Annotated in this window: 16 protein-coding genes and 1 riboswitch; of the genes, 8 read left to right on the forward strand and 8 right to left on the reverse strand. The window is 69.9% G+C overall.

Translation table 11 applies throughout. The features are described 5' to 3' along the window. Positions 1 to 16: 16 nt before the first annotated feature. Positions 17 to 1,633 (reverse strand): DUF4407 domain-containing protein, encoded by a 1,617-nt coding sequence (locus tag ASD13_RS04425; RefSeq protein ID WP_055866145.1) that lies wholly within the window; start codon positions 1,631 to 1,633, stop codon positions 17 to 19. Positions 1,634 to 1,718: 85 nt separating this feature from the next. Further along, entirely contained in the window at positions 1,719 to 2,291 is a 573-nt protein-coding gene (locus ASD13_RS04430; protein ID WP_055866903.1) for a TetR/AcrR family transcriptional regulator, read from the reverse strand. 66 nt (positions 2,292 to 2,357) lie between these two features. Here ASD13_RS04430 and ASD13_RS04435 point away from each other — a divergent pair, with 66 nt between their 5' ends. Next, positions 2,358 to 2,981, forward strand: a complete 624-nt coding sequence (locus ASD13_RS04435) for an NAD(P)H-dependent oxidoreductase (RefSeq protein ID WP_055866148.1) — start codon at positions 2,358 to 2,360, stop codon at positions 2,979 to 2,981. Here ASD13_RS04435 and rlmN read toward each other — a convergent pair. After that, positions 2,930 to 4,231, reverse strand: coding sequence for a 23S rRNA (adenine(2503)-C(2))-methyltransferase RlmN (rlmN, locus tag ASD13_RS04440; RefSeq protein ID WP_200942449.1), 1,302 nt, complete (start codon positions 4,229 to 4,231; stop codon positions 2,930 to 2,932). The genes ASD13_RS04435 and rlmN overlap by 52 nt on opposite strands. A gap of 71 nt (positions 4,232 to 4,302) precedes the next feature. Between rlmN and ASD13_RS04445 the strand changes: the two genes are divergently transcribed. From ASD13_RS04445 to ASD13_RS04455, 3 genes are all read left to right on the forward strand, one after another. Continuing rightward, positions 4,303 to 4,863, forward strand: a complete 561-nt coding sequence (locus tag ASD13_RS04445; protein WP_055866150.1) for a ribosomal protein L7/L12 — start codon at positions 4,303 to 4,305, stop codon at positions 4,861 to 4,863. 62 nt (positions 4,864 to 4,925) lie between these two features. Then, positions 4,926 to 5,564: a bifunctional 4-hydroxy-2-oxoglutarate aldolase/2-dehydro-3-deoxy-phosphogluconate aldolase gene (locus tag ASD13_RS04450; protein WP_055866152.1), complete on the forward strand. Its 639-nt coding sequence runs from the start codon at positions 4,926 to 4,928 to the stop codon at positions 5,562 to 5,564. Positions 5,565 to 5,667: 103 nt separating this feature from the next. Beyond that, entirely contained in the window at positions 5,668 to 6,417 is a 750-nt protein-coding gene (locus tag ASD13_RS04455) for a sulfite exporter TauE/SafE family protein (protein ID WP_055866155.1), read from the forward strand. A gap of 16 nt (positions 6,418 to 6,433) precedes the next feature. Here ASD13_RS04455 and ASD13_RS04460 read toward each other — a convergent pair whose 3' ends face one another. Continuing rightward, positions 6,434 to 7,264 carry an SDR family oxidoreductase gene (locus ASD13_RS04460; protein ID WP_017829524.1) on the reverse strand — a complete coding sequence of 277 codons (831 nt, stop codon included), beginning with the start codon at positions 7,262 to 7,264 and terminating at the stop codon, positions 6,434 to 6,436. Between the two features lie 46 nt (positions 7,265 to 7,310). Further along, complete coding sequence (locus tag ASD13_RS04465) at positions 7,311 to 8,069, reverse strand: SDR family NAD(P)-dependent oxidoreductase (protein WP_055866157.1); 759 nt, start codon at positions 8,067 to 8,069, stop codon at positions 7,311 to 7,313. Positions 8,070 to 8,240: 171 nt separating this feature from the next. Here ASD13_RS04465 and ASD13_RS04470 point away from each other — a divergent pair, with 171 nt between their 5' ends. The 3 genes from ASD13_RS04470 (at position 8,241) to ASD13_RS04480 (ending at position 11,166) form a co-directional block, all read left to right on the forward strand. After that, positions 8,241 to 8,966 carry an aminoglycoside 3'-phosphotransferase gene (locus ASD13_RS04470; protein ID WP_055866159.1) on the forward strand — a complete coding sequence of 242 codons (726 nt, stop codon included), beginning with the start codon at positions 8,241 to 8,243 and terminating at the stop codon, positions 8,964 to 8,966. A 98-nt stretch (positions 8,967 to 9,064) separates the two neighbouring features. Then, positions 9,065 to 10,429 carry a TrkH family potassium uptake protein gene (locus ASD13_RS04475; RefSeq protein WP_055866162.1) on the forward strand — a complete coding sequence of 455 codons (1,365 nt, stop codon included), beginning with the start codon at positions 9,065 to 9,067 and terminating at the stop codon, positions 10,427 to 10,429. 41 nt (positions 10,430 to 10,470) lie between these two features. After that, complete coding sequence (locus ASD13_RS04480; protein ID WP_082531386.1) at positions 10,471 to 11,166, forward strand: potassium channel family protein; 696 nt, start codon at positions 10,471 to 10,473, stop codon at positions 11,164 to 11,166. Position 11,167: 1 nt separating this feature from the next. Here ASD13_RS04480 and ASD13_RS04485 read toward each other — a convergent pair whose 3' ends face one another. From ASD13_RS04485 to ASD13_RS04495, 3 genes are all read right to left on the reverse strand, one after another. Further along, positions 11,168 to 11,959 carry an energy-coupling factor transporter transmembrane component T family protein gene (locus tag ASD13_RS04485; protein ID WP_055866164.1) on the reverse strand — a complete coding sequence of 264 codons (792 nt, stop codon included), beginning with the start codon at positions 11,957 to 11,959 and terminating at the stop codon, positions 11,168 to 11,170. Next, a complete protein-coding gene (locus ASD13_RS04490; RefSeq protein WP_200942450.1) occupies positions 11,956 to 13,413 on the reverse strand; it encodes an ABC transporter ATP-binding protein in 1,458 nt (485 codons plus the stop codon). The genes ASD13_RS04485 and ASD13_RS04490 overlap by 4 nt, the downstream gene beginning before the upstream one ends. Next, entirely contained in the window at positions 13,413 to 14,057 is a 645-nt protein-coding gene (locus tag ASD13_RS04495; RefSeq protein WP_055866166.1) for an ECF transporter S component, read from the reverse strand. The genes ASD13_RS04490 and ASD13_RS04495 overlap by 1 nt, the downstream gene beginning before the upstream one ends. Next, a riboswitch (TPP riboswitch) is annotated at positions 14,048 to 14,159 on the reverse strand. Its footprint overlaps the gene before it by 10 nt. A gap of 81 nt (positions 14,160 to 14,240) precedes the next feature. Between ASD13_RS04495 and ASD13_RS04500 the strand changes: the two genes are divergently transcribed. Next, entirely contained in the window at positions 14,241 to 15,929 is a 1,689-nt protein-coding gene (locus ASD13_RS04500; RefSeq protein WP_055866168.1) for a D-alanyl-D-alanine carboxypeptidase family protein, read from the forward strand. The last annotated feature ends 12 nt before the right edge of the window (positions 15,930 to 15,941 follow it).

Here is a 15,941-nt window from a genome sequence, read left to right on the forward strand (position 1 = left end):
CACCGCGGTGCCCGGCTCAGCCGATCGTCGGACGAACCAGCTGCTCCTGCTCCTCGAGCGTCTGCGCCTGCGCGCGCTTCTCCGCCCGTTCCCGCTCCTGCGCCTCGGCCGCCTCTCGGCGTTCCGCACGCGTCTGCGGCTCACCGGAGCCCGCCTCGGCCTGTACCTCCTGGGACTGGTCCGTCACGATCTTGGCGCGGTCACGGAACCCCTCGGCCGTCACCCGGTCGAGTGCGACCTGCTTGCGGATCGCCGCGGCCTTCTCGTAGAGGCTCGGGTCACCGTAGCTCGTGAGCACCTTCACGAGCACCGGCAGCAGCTCGATCATGAAGAACAGCGCGGCGATCAGGATGTGCGCCCACAGGATAGAGGGCTCCTTCTCGCTCAGCCGGTTGAGTCCGCTGATCTGGCTGAGCAGCCCGACGGCCCCGGCGTTGCCCTGCGCCACGGCGTCGGCCCGCGCGTTGTACGCGGCGAGTGCCTGGTCGTAGGAGTCGCGGGCGGTCGGCAGCTGCGACTTCGCCTGCTCGCGGTTCTGCGCCTCCGACGACGAGGTGTTCTCCTTCGCGGCGGTTCCCGCAGCGGCGAGCTCCTCGTTCGCGGTGCGCAGCTGCGCGGCGAGCGCGTCGTAGGTCTGCTGGGCCTCGGCGAGCTGCGCCTTGGCGGCATCCGAGCTGGCGCCCTGGCCGTTGACGCCGGTGCAGCCGGGAACGGTGCCGGCACCCTCACCCGTCAGTTCGCACTGGTACAGCACACGAGCCTGGTCGATCACGGCCTGCTGAGCGGTCATCTTCGCGGTCACGTCATCGACCGTCGCCTGGGCAGCAGACTCCGTGGCCGACGACGCGTCCGTCCCCGCGACGATGCCGGTCGCCGCCTGGTTCTCGAGCTCGGCGACCTTGGCGGATGCCGCGTCGAGCGCGATCTTCTCCGGCCCCGATTCGAGAGCCTCCTGGTCGGATTGCGACTGCGTGATGTTGGTGGAGGCGACCTCGCGGGCGATGTCGTTGTGGAAGATCTGCAGCACGAGCGGCTCGGCGACGACGAAGCCGATGATCGCGGCCATGATCACACGCGGGATCGCGAGGCCGATGAGGCGCCAGACGTTCCTCGTCGAGCTCATGGTCGATGTGAGGAAGCGGTCGAGGTTGAAGATGATGAGCGCCCACACGAGCGCCAGCGGCACGGCCAGCCAGATGGCCGCCTGCACACCGGTGGTGAGGGCGAAGAGCATCGAGATCGCCGAGACGAGCGCGGTGCCGGCGAGCACGAAGAACATCTGCACGAAGCGCGGCGTCTCGCCGGGGACGCGGTCGAGGATCTCGCCTTCCGCTCCTCCGAGGATCGCGAGGGTCCGCGCGCGCGAACCGGGAGTGCGCGGTGGGCGCGTCTTGCGGGGCCGGCGCGCGCGCGGGGGCTTCACCGGGGCGGGCTCTTCTGAGACGAGGGCGTCGGCGATCGGGGTCGCCTCCGACGGCGCGGATGCGGACGCCTCACGGGTGGCGTCGTCCGTGCCGGTGGGCTCGAACTCGCGCAGGAAGTCGAGGTCATCCGTGACGGCGTCGGGTTCGCTGTCGAGGATGATCCGACCCTGCGAGTCGTAGCGACCCGGTCGATGGGCGGAATAGGGCATCCGAACAATCTACGAAAGGTCGCCTGTGCATCGCGTGGAAGAGTGCTTTGAGCGACTCACAGCTTGGGCGGCGGAACCGGGCAGATCAGGTTGCGCGCAGAAGCCGATCGAGGGCGGCGGCATAGGCGGAGAGCCCGTCGTCGAGCGTGAAGTGCCCGGCGGCGGCCAGCGTTCCGAGCCCGTGGATCAGACCCCACAGCGCGACGACATCGGTCGGTCGGTCCAGGCCCGCGGCGGCTGCACTCTCGGCGAGCACGGCCTCGAGCCCGTCGATCAGAGGCGCCATCGTCGGGGTGGGAGCCCCGGGCACGCAGACGGTCGGGTCGTAGACCGCATCGAACGCGTGCGGATGCTCGACCGCGAAACGGATGTACGCGGATCCCCCCTCGGTGAGCGCGGCCCGCGGGGTGCGGGCGTTCTCGGCGGCGGCGCGGACCCGGTCGAGGAGGTCGGCCATGCTGCGCTCGGCGATCGCCTTCAGCAGTCCGAGCCGGTCCGAGAAGTGGTGATAGGGAGCGTTGTGGCTGACGTTCGCGGCCCGAGCGACCTCGCGCAGGCTGATCTCCGCCGCGGGCATGCGCTCCAGCAGCTGCATCGCGGCGTCTTCCAGCGCACGGGCGAGATCGCCGTGGTGGTAGCCGTCCTTCGAACTTGACATGAGCAACATCCTCTCCTATCTTGACAGTGTCCACCAGCTTGACACTGTCCAGATAGGAATCCCGCCATGTCCGCTCTCGTGATCGACGGCCATCCCGATGCCCGCTCCCTGACCGCCGCGCTCGCGCAGCGCTACGCCGCAGCCCACGGCGACGCACGCGTGCTCGCCCTCCGCGACCTCGACTTCGACCCGAACCTGCGCTTCGGCTACCGCGAGCGCATGACGCTCGAGCCCGACCTCGTCGAGGCGAAGCGTGCACTGCAGAGCGCCGACACGGTCGTCATCGCGACGCCGCTGTGGTGGGGGTCGGTCCCCGCCCTGCTGAAGGGCTTCTTCGACCGCGCCCTGCTGCCGCAGCAGGAGTACCGGTACACGAAGCTCGGTCTCGTCGAGGGCCTGCTGCCGGCACGCCACGGCCGCCTGCTCCTGCTCGCGGACACACCCTGGTACTTCGTGCCGTTCACCGGATTGCCCGCGCAGACCCACGTCGCCCGAGGGACGATGCGCTTCTGCGGGATCCGCTCGGTGCGCACGCACCGCATGCTCGGTGTGAAGGACGCGAGCGATGCCACCATCACGCGGTGGCTCGACCGCGCCGAACGGCTGGGTGCCGCGGACGGACGCCGAGCGGGTGCGCCTCAGCCGATCGCGGCGGAAGCGGCCTCGTCCTCGGTCGTGGCGACGAGCTGACCGCAGGCGCCGTCGATCTCCTTGCCGCGGGTGTCGCGGAGGGTCGTGGGGATACCGGCGTCGTTGAGCCTGCGCACGAACTCGTTCTGCACCGGGATCTCCGACGAGGTCCAGATCGAGCCGGGCGTCGGGTTCAGCGGGATCGGGTTCACGTGCACCCAGCCGCGGCCACGCTGATTGAGCTTCTCGGCGAGCAGGTCGGCACGCCAGGCGTGGTCGTTCATGTCCTTGATGAGTGCGTACTCGATCGAGACGCGGCGACCGGTCTTGGCGTAGTACTCGTAGGCGGCATCGAGGGCCTCGTCGACCTTCCACCGCGAGTTCACGGGGATGAGCTCATCGCGCAGGTGGTCGTCGGGCGCGTGCAGAGACAGCGCGAACGTGACCGGGATGTTCTCGTAGGCGAGCTTCTTGATCGCGGGCACGAGGCCCACGGTCGACACCGTGATGCCGCGCGCGCTCATGCCGAGGCCGTCGGGCTGCGGGGCGACCATCGAGCGCACCGCATCCATCACGCGCTTGTAGTTGGCGAGCGGCTCCCCCATGCCCATGAAGACGATGTTCGAGACACGCTCCATGCTGTGGTCATCGGCCTTCTTGCCGCCGAGCCCGCCTTCGGCGATCAGACGGTTGGCGCGGACGATCTGCTCGATGATCTCGGCCGTCGACATGTTGCGGGTGAGCCCCGCCTGTCCGGTCGCGCAGAACGGGCAGTTCATGCCGCAGCCGGCCTGGCTCGACACACACAGCGTGATGCGGCCGGGGTAGCGCATGAGCACCGACTCGACCAGGGCGCCGTCGTGCAGGCGCCACAGGAACTTGATCGTGTCGCCGCGGTCGGTCTCCAGGCGTCGCACCTCGGTGAGCAGCGGCGGGAGCATGCCGGCGACGAGCTGCTCCCGGGTGTCGGCCGGGAGGTCGGTCATCTGCTCGGGGTCGGACGTGTAGTGACGGAAGTAGTGCGTCGACAGCTGCTTCGCGCGGAAGCCCGGAAGCCCGAGCTCCTTGACCTTCTCGGTGCGCTCGGCCGGCGTGAGGTCGGCCAGGTGCACCGGCGGCTTGCCGCGCTTGGGGCTCGCGAACTGCAGCAGCGGACGCCCCTCGGCATCCTTCTGCTGGGTCCATCCCTCGGTCGCGGGGCGCACCTGCGCCGTGCGCGTCTCGCGGACCTTGCCCTGGGCGGGCCGACCCTGCGGGGCGGACGCGGATGCTGCGGGGCGCGTCTCGCGCGTGCGGGGAGTCTCGGTCATACCCTCCAGGGTACGCGGTGGCGGATGGGAACGCCCTGGGGCGTTGGGGGCGACCTCTCTAGACTGAGACCATGGATGCCGTGCTGTGGATCATCGCGATCGTCGTCGGCCTGATCGTGGTCGTCGCGATCCTCGCGGTCGCACTGCGCGGCATGCGCCCGAAGCTGCCGGAGCCACAGGTGTTCACCCCGTCGCCCACGACCGCGCGCACGGCTCCGGCCTCGTCGGCGTCGGCGTCGGCCTCCGGTCTGACGCCGACCGTGATCGCCGAGATCGACCGGCTCGTCTCAGCCGGGCAGAAGATCCACGCGATCAAGCTCTACCGCGACCACTCGGGCGTCGGCCTCAAGGAGGCGAAGGACCGCATCGAGCACTGGTCGGTCAGCACCACGGCGCCGCACCTCGCAGCCGTGTCGAACGCCACGGCCACACGCTCCTCGATCACCCCGACCGCCATGACCCCGTCGTCTGTGCGCGCGTCGCTGCCGCCGTCGGTCGCCACCGAGATCGACAGGATGGTCGCCGGCGACTCCGCCATCGCCGCGATCAAGACGCTGCGCCAACACACCGGACTCGGCCTCAAGGAGTCGAAGGAACTGATCGAGGCCTGGCCGCGCACCCACGCCTCCTGACCAACTTGTCGTTACAGGCTGCGCCCGGGAGAATGGACGAGCCCGCCCGATGAAGGAGCCCCATGCCCGACCGTCTCGACCGCGCCCGCACCACCGGCATCCTCGCCGTTCTCCGCGCCCCCTCCCCTGAACTGGCGCTCGAGGCCTCCGAGGCGATCATCCGCGGCGGTGTCACGGGCATCGAGGTGACCTTCTCCACGCCCGATGCACCCGCCGTCATCCGCGAGCTCATCGCACGCCACGGCGACGCCGCCCACATCGGCGCCGGCACCGTGACCACGGCAGCGCAGGCGGAGCAGGCCGCAGAGGCGGGCGCCGAGTTCCTGGTGAGCCCCGGCACGCTGCCCCACCTCACCCGCAGCATGCTCGACACGGGTCGCGTCGTGATGACCGGAGCCATGACGCCCACCGAGGTCATGGCCGCACTCGAGCTCGGCGTCGACGTGGTGAAGATCTTCCCGGCCTCCCTCGGCGGCCCTTCGTACCTCGGCGCCCTGCGCGGACCGTTCCCCGACGCTCCACTGATGCCCACCGGCGGCGTCAGCCCCGACAACCTCGCCGCGTGGTTCGCCGCCGGCGCGGTAGCGGTAGGCGCCGGGGGCGACCTCGCGAACGGCGCGTCGATCAAGGCTGCCGACTGGGCCGACATCGAGCAGCGCGCTGCACGGTTCGCGGCGGCTCTCGCCGCCACGCGAGACTGATCGCCCCGCACCCGCCGACCCAGGAGGCCACTGTGATCGACGCCACCCGCGATCTGCTCGCCGCAGCGCGCGGTTATGACGCGATCGTCGCCGAGCTCGAGAGGTGATCGCGCTCGATCCGTGGGCCTGGTCGGCGCTCGCCCTGGCCGCGGTGACGATCGGCATCTCGAAGACGGCGCTTCCCGGCGGCAGCATCCTCGCGATCGCGCTGTTCGCGGCGGTCCTGCCCGCACGCACCTCCACGGCGGCGATGCTGCTGCTGCTCATGGTCGGCGACGTGTTCGCGCTCATCGCCTACCGTCGGCATGCGCATTGGCCCACGCTGCTGCGCCTCGCCCCCGCGGTCATCGCCGGCCTCCTGGTCGGATTCGCCTTCCTCGCGCTCGCCGGCGACGGCATCGTCCGCCGCGCGATCGGGGTGATCCTGCTGCTGATGATCGCGGTGACGCTGTGGCGCCGGTGGCGGCAGAGCAGGGCGGACGCCGCGGCTCCGCCGTCCGGTGGCATCGTGCTCGCCGGTACCTACGGCACGCTCGGCGGCTTCACCACCATGGTCGCGAACGCCGGGGGGCCGGTCATGTCGATGTACTTCCTGGCCACACGCACCCCGGTGCAGGTGTTCCTCGGCACGTCGGCATGGTTCTTCGCCATCATCAACGCGATCAAGGTGCCGTTCCTCGCAGGCCTGGGTCTGTTCGAGACACCCGTGCTGCTGATGGATGCCGTCCTCGCCCCGCTCGTCGTGGCCGGTGCGCTCCTGGGCCTGTGGGTCGCGCGGAAGATGAATCAGCGGGTGTTCGACCGCATCGTGATCGTCCTCACGATCGTCGGCGCCGTGTACCTGCTGTTCTAGGGAGATCCCCCGCGTCTCAGTCGAGGAAGATGTCGGGGAAGAGCGCGTCGTCGGGGGTGCCGGGGATCGCGGCGTAGCCGGAGAAATCGGTGACGCCGTCGGCTTCGAGCACGTCCTCGACGATGAGCGTCTGCCCGGTGAACGACGCCGCGGGCTTGAGCAGCACGGCGTAGGCGGCATCGGCGTAGATGTCGGGCGTGCGGCTGGCGGCCATGACCTTGTCGCCCCCGAGGAGGTTCTGCACCGCAGCGGTCGCGATCGTGGTGCGCGGCCAGAGCGTGTTGGCGGCGATCCCGTCGCGCGCGAACTCGGCGGCGAGGCCGAGCGTGACCATGGTCATGCCGAACTTGGCGAGCGTGTACCCGGTGTGCGCGCCGAGCCACTTCGGGGTGGGGTTCAAGGGCGGCGACAGCGACAGGATGTGCGGGTTCTCGGCATCCTTCAGGATCGGCACCGCCGCTCGCGAGAGCATGAACGTTCCGCGCACGTTGACATCCTGCATCAGGTCGTACTTCTTGGCGTTCAGGTCGAGCGAGCGCGAGAGGTCGATCACGCTGGCGTTGTTGATCACGATGTCGATGCCGCCGAACTCACCCTGCGTCTTCATGACCGCCTCGGTGATGTCGTCGTCGTCGCGCACGTCGCCGACGATCGGCAGGGCCTGGCCACCCGCCGCGCGGATCTGCTCGGCGGCGGTGTGGATCGTGCCCTCGAGCTTCGGATGCGGGGTGTCGGTCTTCGCGAGCATCGCGATGTTCGCACCGTCTGCGGCAGCCCGCAGCGCGATCGCGAGGCCGATGCCGCGGCTGCCGCCCGACATCAGGATGGTCTTGCCTGCAAGGGACATGGGTTCTCCTGGGTTCTCGATCGCGAAGGGAAAGGCAGCCGCGGGGTCAGCGCGGCGCCATGCGGATGGCGCCGTCGAGGCGGATGGTCTCGCCGTTGAGATAGCCGTTCTCGACGATCTGCTGCACGAGCACGGCGTATTCGTCGGGGCGACCGAGCCGCGACGGGAAGGGGACCTGCTGGCCCAGGGAGTCCTGCGCGGCCTGCGGGAGACCCATCAGCATCGGCGTCTCCATGATGCCGGGAGCGATCGTGCAGACCCGGATGCCGTAGCGGGCGAGCTCGCGCGCCACGGGGAGGGTCATGGCGTGCACGCCGCCCTTGGATGCGGAGTAGGCGGGCTGGCCGATCTGGCCGTCGAACGCGGCGACGCTCGCGGTGTTCACGATGACGCCGCGTTCCTCGTCGTGCAGCTCGTTCTTGGCGATCACGGCAGAGGCCTGCGAGATGACGTTGAACGTGCCGACGAGGTTGATGCGGATCACGCGCTCGAAGTCGGCGAGCACGGCGGGATTGCCCTCGCGGTCGAGCACCTTCGCAGGCGGAGCGATCCCTGCACAGTTCACGACGACGCGCAGCGGAGCCGCCGCCTGCGCGGCCGCGACGGCCGCCTGCACCTCATCGGCGTTCGTCACGTCCGCCGCGACGAAGAGTCCGCCGAGCTCGTCCGCGGTCTCGGCACCCTTCGACGAGGCGAGGTCGATGATCGTGACGTGCGCTCCCGCGGCGACCAGCCGACGCGCCGTGGCGAGCCCGAGCCCCGAGGCCCCACCGGTGATGAGTGCACCCTGTCCGCTGATCTGCATCTGATGTTCTCCTTCGAACGTCGTCGTGCGACATGCATTGATGGAACGCAGTATCAGCCTACGTGGTTCTTGGTTTCACCACGACCGGGGGAACTGCATCGAGAGCGAGCCTACGACACCGCCTGGATCGATGGCAGGATCCCGCTCATCGTGGTCGGGCAGGATGGACGGATGAGCATCCCCTCCACCTCCGTCGACGTCCCGGTGCGGGTTCGCGAGCTCGCCCGCGGCGCCGCGCTCACACCGGTCTGGCTCAATGGGATCGGGGGGCTGACCTTCCGCACCGACGACGGCCGGTACATCAAGTGGGGGCCGCTCGACGACGAGGCGAACATGCGCGACGAAGCCGAGCGCATGAGGTGGGCGCGTACCTGGATCTCGGTGCCCGAGGTGCTCGAGCAGGGCCAGGATGACGCGCACGAGTGGCTCGTCACGGTCGCGATCGATGCGAGCAGCGCCGTCGACCCTCGCTGGGCCGCCGAACCGGAGACCGCGGTGCGAGCGGTCGGCGTCGGCCTTCGCGCGCTCCACGATGCACTGCCGGTGGCCGAGTGCCCCTGGGAATGGAGCACGCACCAGCGGATCGCCGACGCCGCGGAGCGCGGCACGATCGTGGCCGAAGACCTGCTCCAGGCACCGCCGATCGACCGGCCGGTGGTGTGCCACGGCGACGCCTGCATGCCCAACACGCTTCTCGACGCCGACGGACGCCCCACCGCCTTCGTCGATCTCGCCGCCCTCGGAGTCGCCGACCGCTGGGCCGACATCGCCGTGGCATCGATGAGCACGATGTGGAACTTCGGCACCGGATGGGAGGACACCCTCATCGAGGCGTACGGCGTCGACCCCGACCGCGACCGACTCGCGTACTACCGGCGGCTCTGGAACGAGACCTGACCCGGACCTCTCCGAGGCGGCCGTCGAGGCCGTCGTGCACCGTCTCCGTCCGCCCGGCGGCACCCGGATGATCGTCTCGAGGAGTAACGTCACTTCTCGTGTTGACCCTCCCCGCTCCGGCGCGTCGCCTCCCGCGTCGGCGGGGCTTCGCCCCCGCCCAGGCGATCGCCCTCGGCTTCGGGGCGGCGATCCTCGTCGGCACCGCGCTTCTGATGCTCCCGTTCTCGTCGCGCAGCGGCGTCTGGACGAACTTCGTCGATGCGCTCTTCACCTCCACCTCTGCGGTGTGCGTGACGGGACTCATCGTGGTCGACACCGCGACCTACTGGAGCCCGTTCGGCAAAGTCGTGATCCTGCTCCTGATCCAGCTCGGCGGGCTCGGCATCATGCTCTTCGCGGCCCTGATCGGCTTCGCGCTCGCTCGCAAGCTCAGCGTGCGTTCACGGATCTTCGCCGGCACCGAGACGAAGTCCACGGGTGTGGGCGACATGAAGCGCACCGCGATCGGCATCCTGATCACGACCTTGATCATCGAGGCGGCGGTCGCGACGGTCCTGTTCGTCCGCTTCTGGACCGGCTACGACTACGACGTGGGCCGAGCCGCCTGGCACGCCGTCTTCCACGCCGTGTCGTCCTTCAACAACGCGGGGTTCGCGCTGTACACCGACAGCCTGATCGGGTTCGTGTCCGACCCGTGGATCTGCATCCCGATCTGCATCGCGATCATCCTCGGCGGGCTCGGCTTCCCCGTGCTTCGACAGCTCCGGAAGGAGTTCAGGAACCCGCTGCACTGGTCGATGAACACGCGGATCGTGCTCGTCGCCACCCTCGTCCTGCTCACCCTCGGCACGGGGTTCACGGTGGTCGTGGAGTGGAACAATCCCGGCACGCTGGGACCGCTCGATCCCGCCTCCCGCATGCTGGCGGGGTTCTTCCATTCGGTGCAGGCCCGCACGGCCGGCTTCAACTCCGTGGACACCTCGCTCATGCACGATGAGACCTGGCTCGTCACAGATGTGCTGATGTTCATCGGAGGCGGACCGGCAGGCACCGCCGGCGGCATCAAGGTGACGACCTTCGCCGTCCTGTTGTTCATCATGTGGACCGAGTTTCGCGGCGGGACCGCGGTGAACGTGTTCGGCAAGCGGCTCTCGCGGTCTGTGCACAGGGAGGCCATCACCGTGGTGATCGTCGCCCTCGCCGCGGTGATGAGCGCAGTGATCGCGATACTCGCGATGACGGATCTCGACCTCGATCGCGTGCTCTTCGAAGTCGTCTCGGCGTTCGGTACCGTCGGCATGTCCACCGGCATCACGGCCGATCTGCCGGCGGCCGCGCAGCTCATCCTCGTTCTCCTGATGTTCCTCGGCCGGCTCGGACCGCTGACACTGGGTTCCGCGCTGGCCCTGCGCCAACGGCAGACGGCGTACGAGCTGCCCAAGGAACGCCCGGCGATCGGCTGACCGGTCTCCCCTGCACGATCGCTCGACGACAAGGACACCACATGACCAAGTTCCTCTCCTTCACCCCTGACGCCCGGCGCATCGCCGAAGCCGATTCCGTCGCGGTGATCGGCCTCGGACGCTTCGGGACCTCCCTCGCGCTCGAACTGATGTCGTCGGGCACCGAGGTCCTCGGCATCGACGCCGACGAGGACATCGTGCAGTCCCTCAACGGCGAGCTCACGCAGGTGGTCAGAGCGGACTCGACGCGGCTCGACGTGCTCCGACAGCTCGCGGTCGGCGAGTTCGATCGTGTCGTCCTCGCGATCGGCAACGACATCACCGCGTCGATCCTCACCGCGTCCCTGCTGCTCCAGCTGCAGGTACCCGTGATCTGGGCCAAAGCGGTCGACGAGCAGCACGGGGCGGTCCTCGAACAGCTCGGCGTGCATCGCGTCATCTATCCGGAGAAGGACATGGGCCGACGCGTCGCCCACCTCGTGCGCGGCGCCGCCGCCGACTACCTGGAGATCGACCGCGGCTACGCGATCGTCAAGACCGTCGCACCCCGGCACCTGCAGGGCATCACCTTGAGAGAGGCCGCCGTGCGCAGCACCCACGGGATCACGGTGGCCGCGTATCGACCCGAACGAGGGGAATGGCGAAACGCCGAGGCCGACACCGTGCTGGGCGAAGGAGACACCGTGCTCGTCGTCGGTCCGACCACGAAGGTCGAGAGGTTCGCGCAGTTGCGTTGACTCAGGCCGAGGGACCGAGGATGAAGTTCCACGCCCCGGTGACGACGGCGGCAGCGACCGCGATGCCGGAGATGGCCGCGCCCACGGCGAGCAGCAGCCATTCGGCCGCCCCGAAGCGTGACTCGCGCGCCCAGGTGCGCCGGCCCGGCGCCCCGAAGCCCCGCGCCTCCATGGCCGTCGCCAGTTTGGCGCCGCGGCGGATGGAGAGCACGAGCAGGGCGAAGGCCATCCCCAGGAAGCGACGGATGCGGCCGCGATCGGCCACGCCCCTGGCCCGACGCGCCAGCTCGAGCGCACGCCAATCGTCGAGGAAGAGGCCTACCATCCGGAGGCCCGCGAGTGCGCCGAGCACGAATCGGGCGGGCAGACGGACGATCTGGCCGAGACCGTCGGCGAGGTCGGTCGGATCGACGGTGATGAAGAGCACCACCGACGGCAGCGCGATCGCCAGCACACGCAGCATCGTCGCGAGCGCCAGCGCGAGCGATCCCTCGCTGATGCGCAGCACGAACCAGTCGACGTAGACGACGCCGCTGGTCTGACCGTAGAGCGCGATCGTGAGACCGGTGAGGGGCGCTGCGAGCCACACCGGCCAGGTGCGCACCCAGAACTCGCGCCAGCCGATCCCGGCGAACAGGAACAGCACGAACTCCAGGGCGAGGGCGACGGAGGCCGAGACTGGATCGAGAGTCAGGATCAGGGGTACCGCGATGAGCGCGCTCACCCCGAGTTTGGCCACCGGGTTGACCGTGGCGAGCGCTCCGGTGCGTGCCCGTGTCTCGAGAAGGCTCATGACGCACCCCCCAGCTCGAACCGTGCGGCGTGCAGGGCGCGCACGACTTCGAGGTCGTGCGTGATCGTGACGATGGCCGCACCCTCGTCTCGGAGCGCGGCGAGCATGGCGACGAGTTCGGCCCAGGTGCGGGCGTCCTGCCCGAAGGTGGGCTCGTCGAGCACGAGCACGCGCGGTCTGGTCGCGATAGCCGCAGCCACCGTGAGCCGGCGCTTCTCACCGCCGGAGAGCGTGTACGGGTTGGCGGCGGCGAGGTGGGCGAGGCGCAGACGGGCGAGCAGCTCGTCGCTGCGAGCGGTGATCTCGTCGTCGGTCATGCCGAGCGCCCGCGGCCCGACGGCCAGTTCCTCGCGCACGGTCTTCGCGAGCAGCTGATGCTCCGGCTCCTGGAACACCATGCCGATGCGGGTCAGCAGATCCCGCGAGCTCCAGCGGATCGGCGCGGACTCCGCACCGTTCGCGAGGAGCGCGGATGCCTCGACCGCGCCACTCGCCGGAGGAAGGAGCCCGGCGAGGGTCAGACCGAGCGTCGACTTGCCCGCCCCGTTGGGTCCGGTGATCGCGAGCGCCTCCCCCGCGTGCACGTCGAGGTCGATACCGGTGGCGACAGGACGCCCCTTGACGCGGGCGACGGCCAGGTCGCGCGCCGAGAGCAGGGTCTCCCCTGGCGGCCAGAGCGGGGGCGGCGGCGCGGCGGGAGGATGCCCCGGCACCCAGACGCCATCCGCGGCCAGCTGTGCACCACGGACTCCGAGGACTTCCGCCGGTGCACCGTCGGCGACCACACCGCCGCTCCCGATCACGATCACGCGCGTGATGAGCGGCAACCAGACCTCGAGGCGGTGCTCGACGACGATGAGCGTCGACGGCTGAGCCTGCAACATCCGCTCCACGGCATCGCGCACCTCGATGACCCCGGCGGGATCGAGATTCGCCGTCGGTTCATCGAGCAGCACCAGACCCGGCCCCATCGCCAGCACCCCGGCGAGCGCCAGCCGCTGCTTCTGCCCACCGGACAGGGCCTTGGTCGGATGCCCGAGCGGCACATCGAGGCCGACGGCATCCAGGGCCGCCTCCACCCGCGGCCAGATCTGCGCTCGCGGCACTCCGAGGTTCTCGCAGCCGAACGCCACGTCGTCGCCCACTCGCGCGAGGATCACCTGGGAGTCGGGGTCCTGCAGCACGAGCCCCGCACGTCCGCGGGTGGCCACGGCAGGAGCGCCGTCGACGATCAGCGTGCCCTCGCTCTCGCCCTCTTCCTCACCCCCGAGCACGCCGGCGAGGCCGTGCAGAAGGGTCGACTTGCCCGCACCCGACGCACCGAGCACGAGCACACGCTCACCGGGCTCGATGCGGAAGGAGATGTCGCGCAGCGCCCAGGCGAGGCGACTCGCGTGACGCCACCCCCAGCCGCGGGCCTCGACGGCGGCGGGGGCCGTCTGATCGGCCGACATCAGACGCGGACGCGCGCCTCGCGCCCGGAGCCGAACCGGTCCAGAGCCCCGGTCGCGGCGATGCCGCGCGCCAGCACCCAGGACAGGGCACCCGCGATGACGGCACCCGAGATGACCGTGCTGATCAGGTAGATGATGGTGAAGGCGGGGCCGGAGCCGGCGTACCAGAGCACGAGATTGTTGATGCCACCGGCAAGGGCGGCGCCGGCTCCCGCGAGGATCGCGACGGGCAGCGACCAGCGGCGGTAGAAGAAGAGCAGGAAGACCAGCTCGGCGCCGAGCCCCTGCACGAGTCCGGCCTCGAGGGTGAGGAACCCGCCCCACTGGTTGCCGATGAGCGCCGAGACGACCGCCGCGAGCAGCTCGACGTAGATCGCCGCCCCGGCCTTGCGGATGATGAGTCCGCCGAGCACGCCGGCGAAGAGCCACGGGCCGTCGAGGAGGCCCTGGATGCCGGGGAGCAGCGGCTCGAGCAGGGCCTTCGGCCCGAGGTACCCGACGTTCCAGGCCAGGAAGATCAGGCCGGCTGCGACTCCGAGGACGCTGGCGACGACGATGTCGACGATCCGCCAGCGCAGGTAGCTCCGGCCCGGGGTTTTCCCCTGCGTCTTCGCGGTCGCGGATGTGGACGTGGACGTACTCATCTGAACTCCTCCCTGCGCTGGCATGACCCAGATCAGGTTCGACGGTCGAAGCGCGATTCGCTCCCTCTCAGCCCGGCTCGCCGGACTCCCGTGGTTGTGCTGACGATCCTACCGCCGGCGACACCCACACGGCGACAAGGCCGCGCACCGCGGAACTCGCCCGGGATTGGGTACCGTAAACGAGTGACCGCTTCAGATCCCGCCGACGAGGCGACGGGCGTCGTCGGCGACGACGGCCCGGCGAACGCCTCCCCCTCCGGACCTGTCGATGCTGCGGCAGCCGGTTCGGTGCTGACGGCCGAGCAGACGTCGACACCCGCGCTCGCCGCGGAGCCGGTGGTCGCGCCGGATCCCGTCGTGCCGCCGGAGCCGGTCGTGCCGCCGGAGCCGGTGGTGTCGCCGGAACCGGCGACCCCCGCCCTGACCAAGCCGCCTTTCGTTCCTCGCGAGCCCGTCGCCGCAGAGACCTCTGACGACGCCCTCGCCCTGCTGGACGGCGCGTCACCCCGGTGGGCGGATGACACCACCACCGCCACAGCTCTGACCTGGGTGGACACCGCGACGGTCGCCGCCGGCACCGACGCCGCGACTCTCGACGAGACGTCGGAAGCCGAACCGACGGACGGCCTGCTGCGGGGGGCGCGTCTTCGTCCGGCCATCGCCCGCCCCGGAATCCTGGTGCCTCTGGCCACGCTCGTCGGCATCGTCGCCGTATACGCGGGCACCACGCTGCTGTGGCCGTTGCACGAGGTGCCGCCCACGGTGCAGTCGGTCGATTTTGCGACGACGCCCGCCGCCGCTGCCACGGTCACCTGGCCGACCGAGGGCGCCGGCGCCGTGGGGATCGCCGGCATGGGCACCGCGGCATCGGTCCCCGATGCGGTGAGCATCGCGAGCATCACCAAGGTGGTGAGCAGCCTGATGGTGCTCGACCGGATGCCGCTCGCGCTCGGCGAGCAGGGCCCCGAGTTCTCCTTCACCCGCGCCGACAGCGTGAAGTACTGGGACTACCGCCGCAGCGACCAGTCCGCCCTCGATGTGCCGATCGGCGGCGTTCTGACGGAGTATCAGCTGCTGCAGGGCACGCTCATGGGCTCGGCGAACAACTACATCGACCGCCTGGCAACCGAGATCTGGGGTTCCGATCGCGAGTTCGCCCGTGCCGCAGAGGTCTGGCTGCGAGAACGCGGGCTCACCGGCATCACCGTGGTGACGCCGTCGGGCTTCGACGAACGCAACGTCGCCACTCCCGAGGCCCTGATCGCCCTCGGTGAGCGCGCCATGCAGAACCCGGTGTTCGCAGAGATCGTGGGGACCAGGTCGGTCGATCTTCCGGGTGCCGGCACCGTCGTGAACACGAACGGAATGCTCGACGACCCCGGTGTCGTGGGCATCAAGACAGGCACGCTCGTGGGCTGGAACCTGCTCACCGCGAAGGATGTGGTCATCGGCGACACGACCGTGCACCTCTACGCCGCGGCCCTGAACCAGGCCGGCAACGACCAGCGACTCGCCCTCACCCGCTCCCTGTTCACCGAGGCGGAAGCCGCGCTGGAAGCTCAGGCCCCGGCCGTCGCGAAGAACACGGTCGTCGGTCAGGTCACGACCCCCTGGGGTGAGAAGGTCGACGTCATCACCGAATCCGACGCCGACGTGGTGCTCTGGAACGCAGCGACCGCCACGGCCACGGCGGACTTCGCCCTCGGCGACGAGCGTGAGCAGGACGACGCGGTGGGGACGCTGACCACAGCTGGCCCCCTCAACACCATCACGACGCCTCTGGTGCTGGCCGAAGACGTCGAGGGCCCGAGCCCGTGGTGGCGTCTGACCCACCCGCTGGAACTGCTCGGCATCACGACCGACCGCTCCTGACCGCCCTCTCCG

Source organism: Microbacterium sp. Root1433D1, from assembly GCF_001426835.1.
GTDB lineage: Bacteria > Actinomycetota > Actinomycetes > Actinomycetales > Microbacteriaceae > Microbacterium > Microbacterium maritypicum.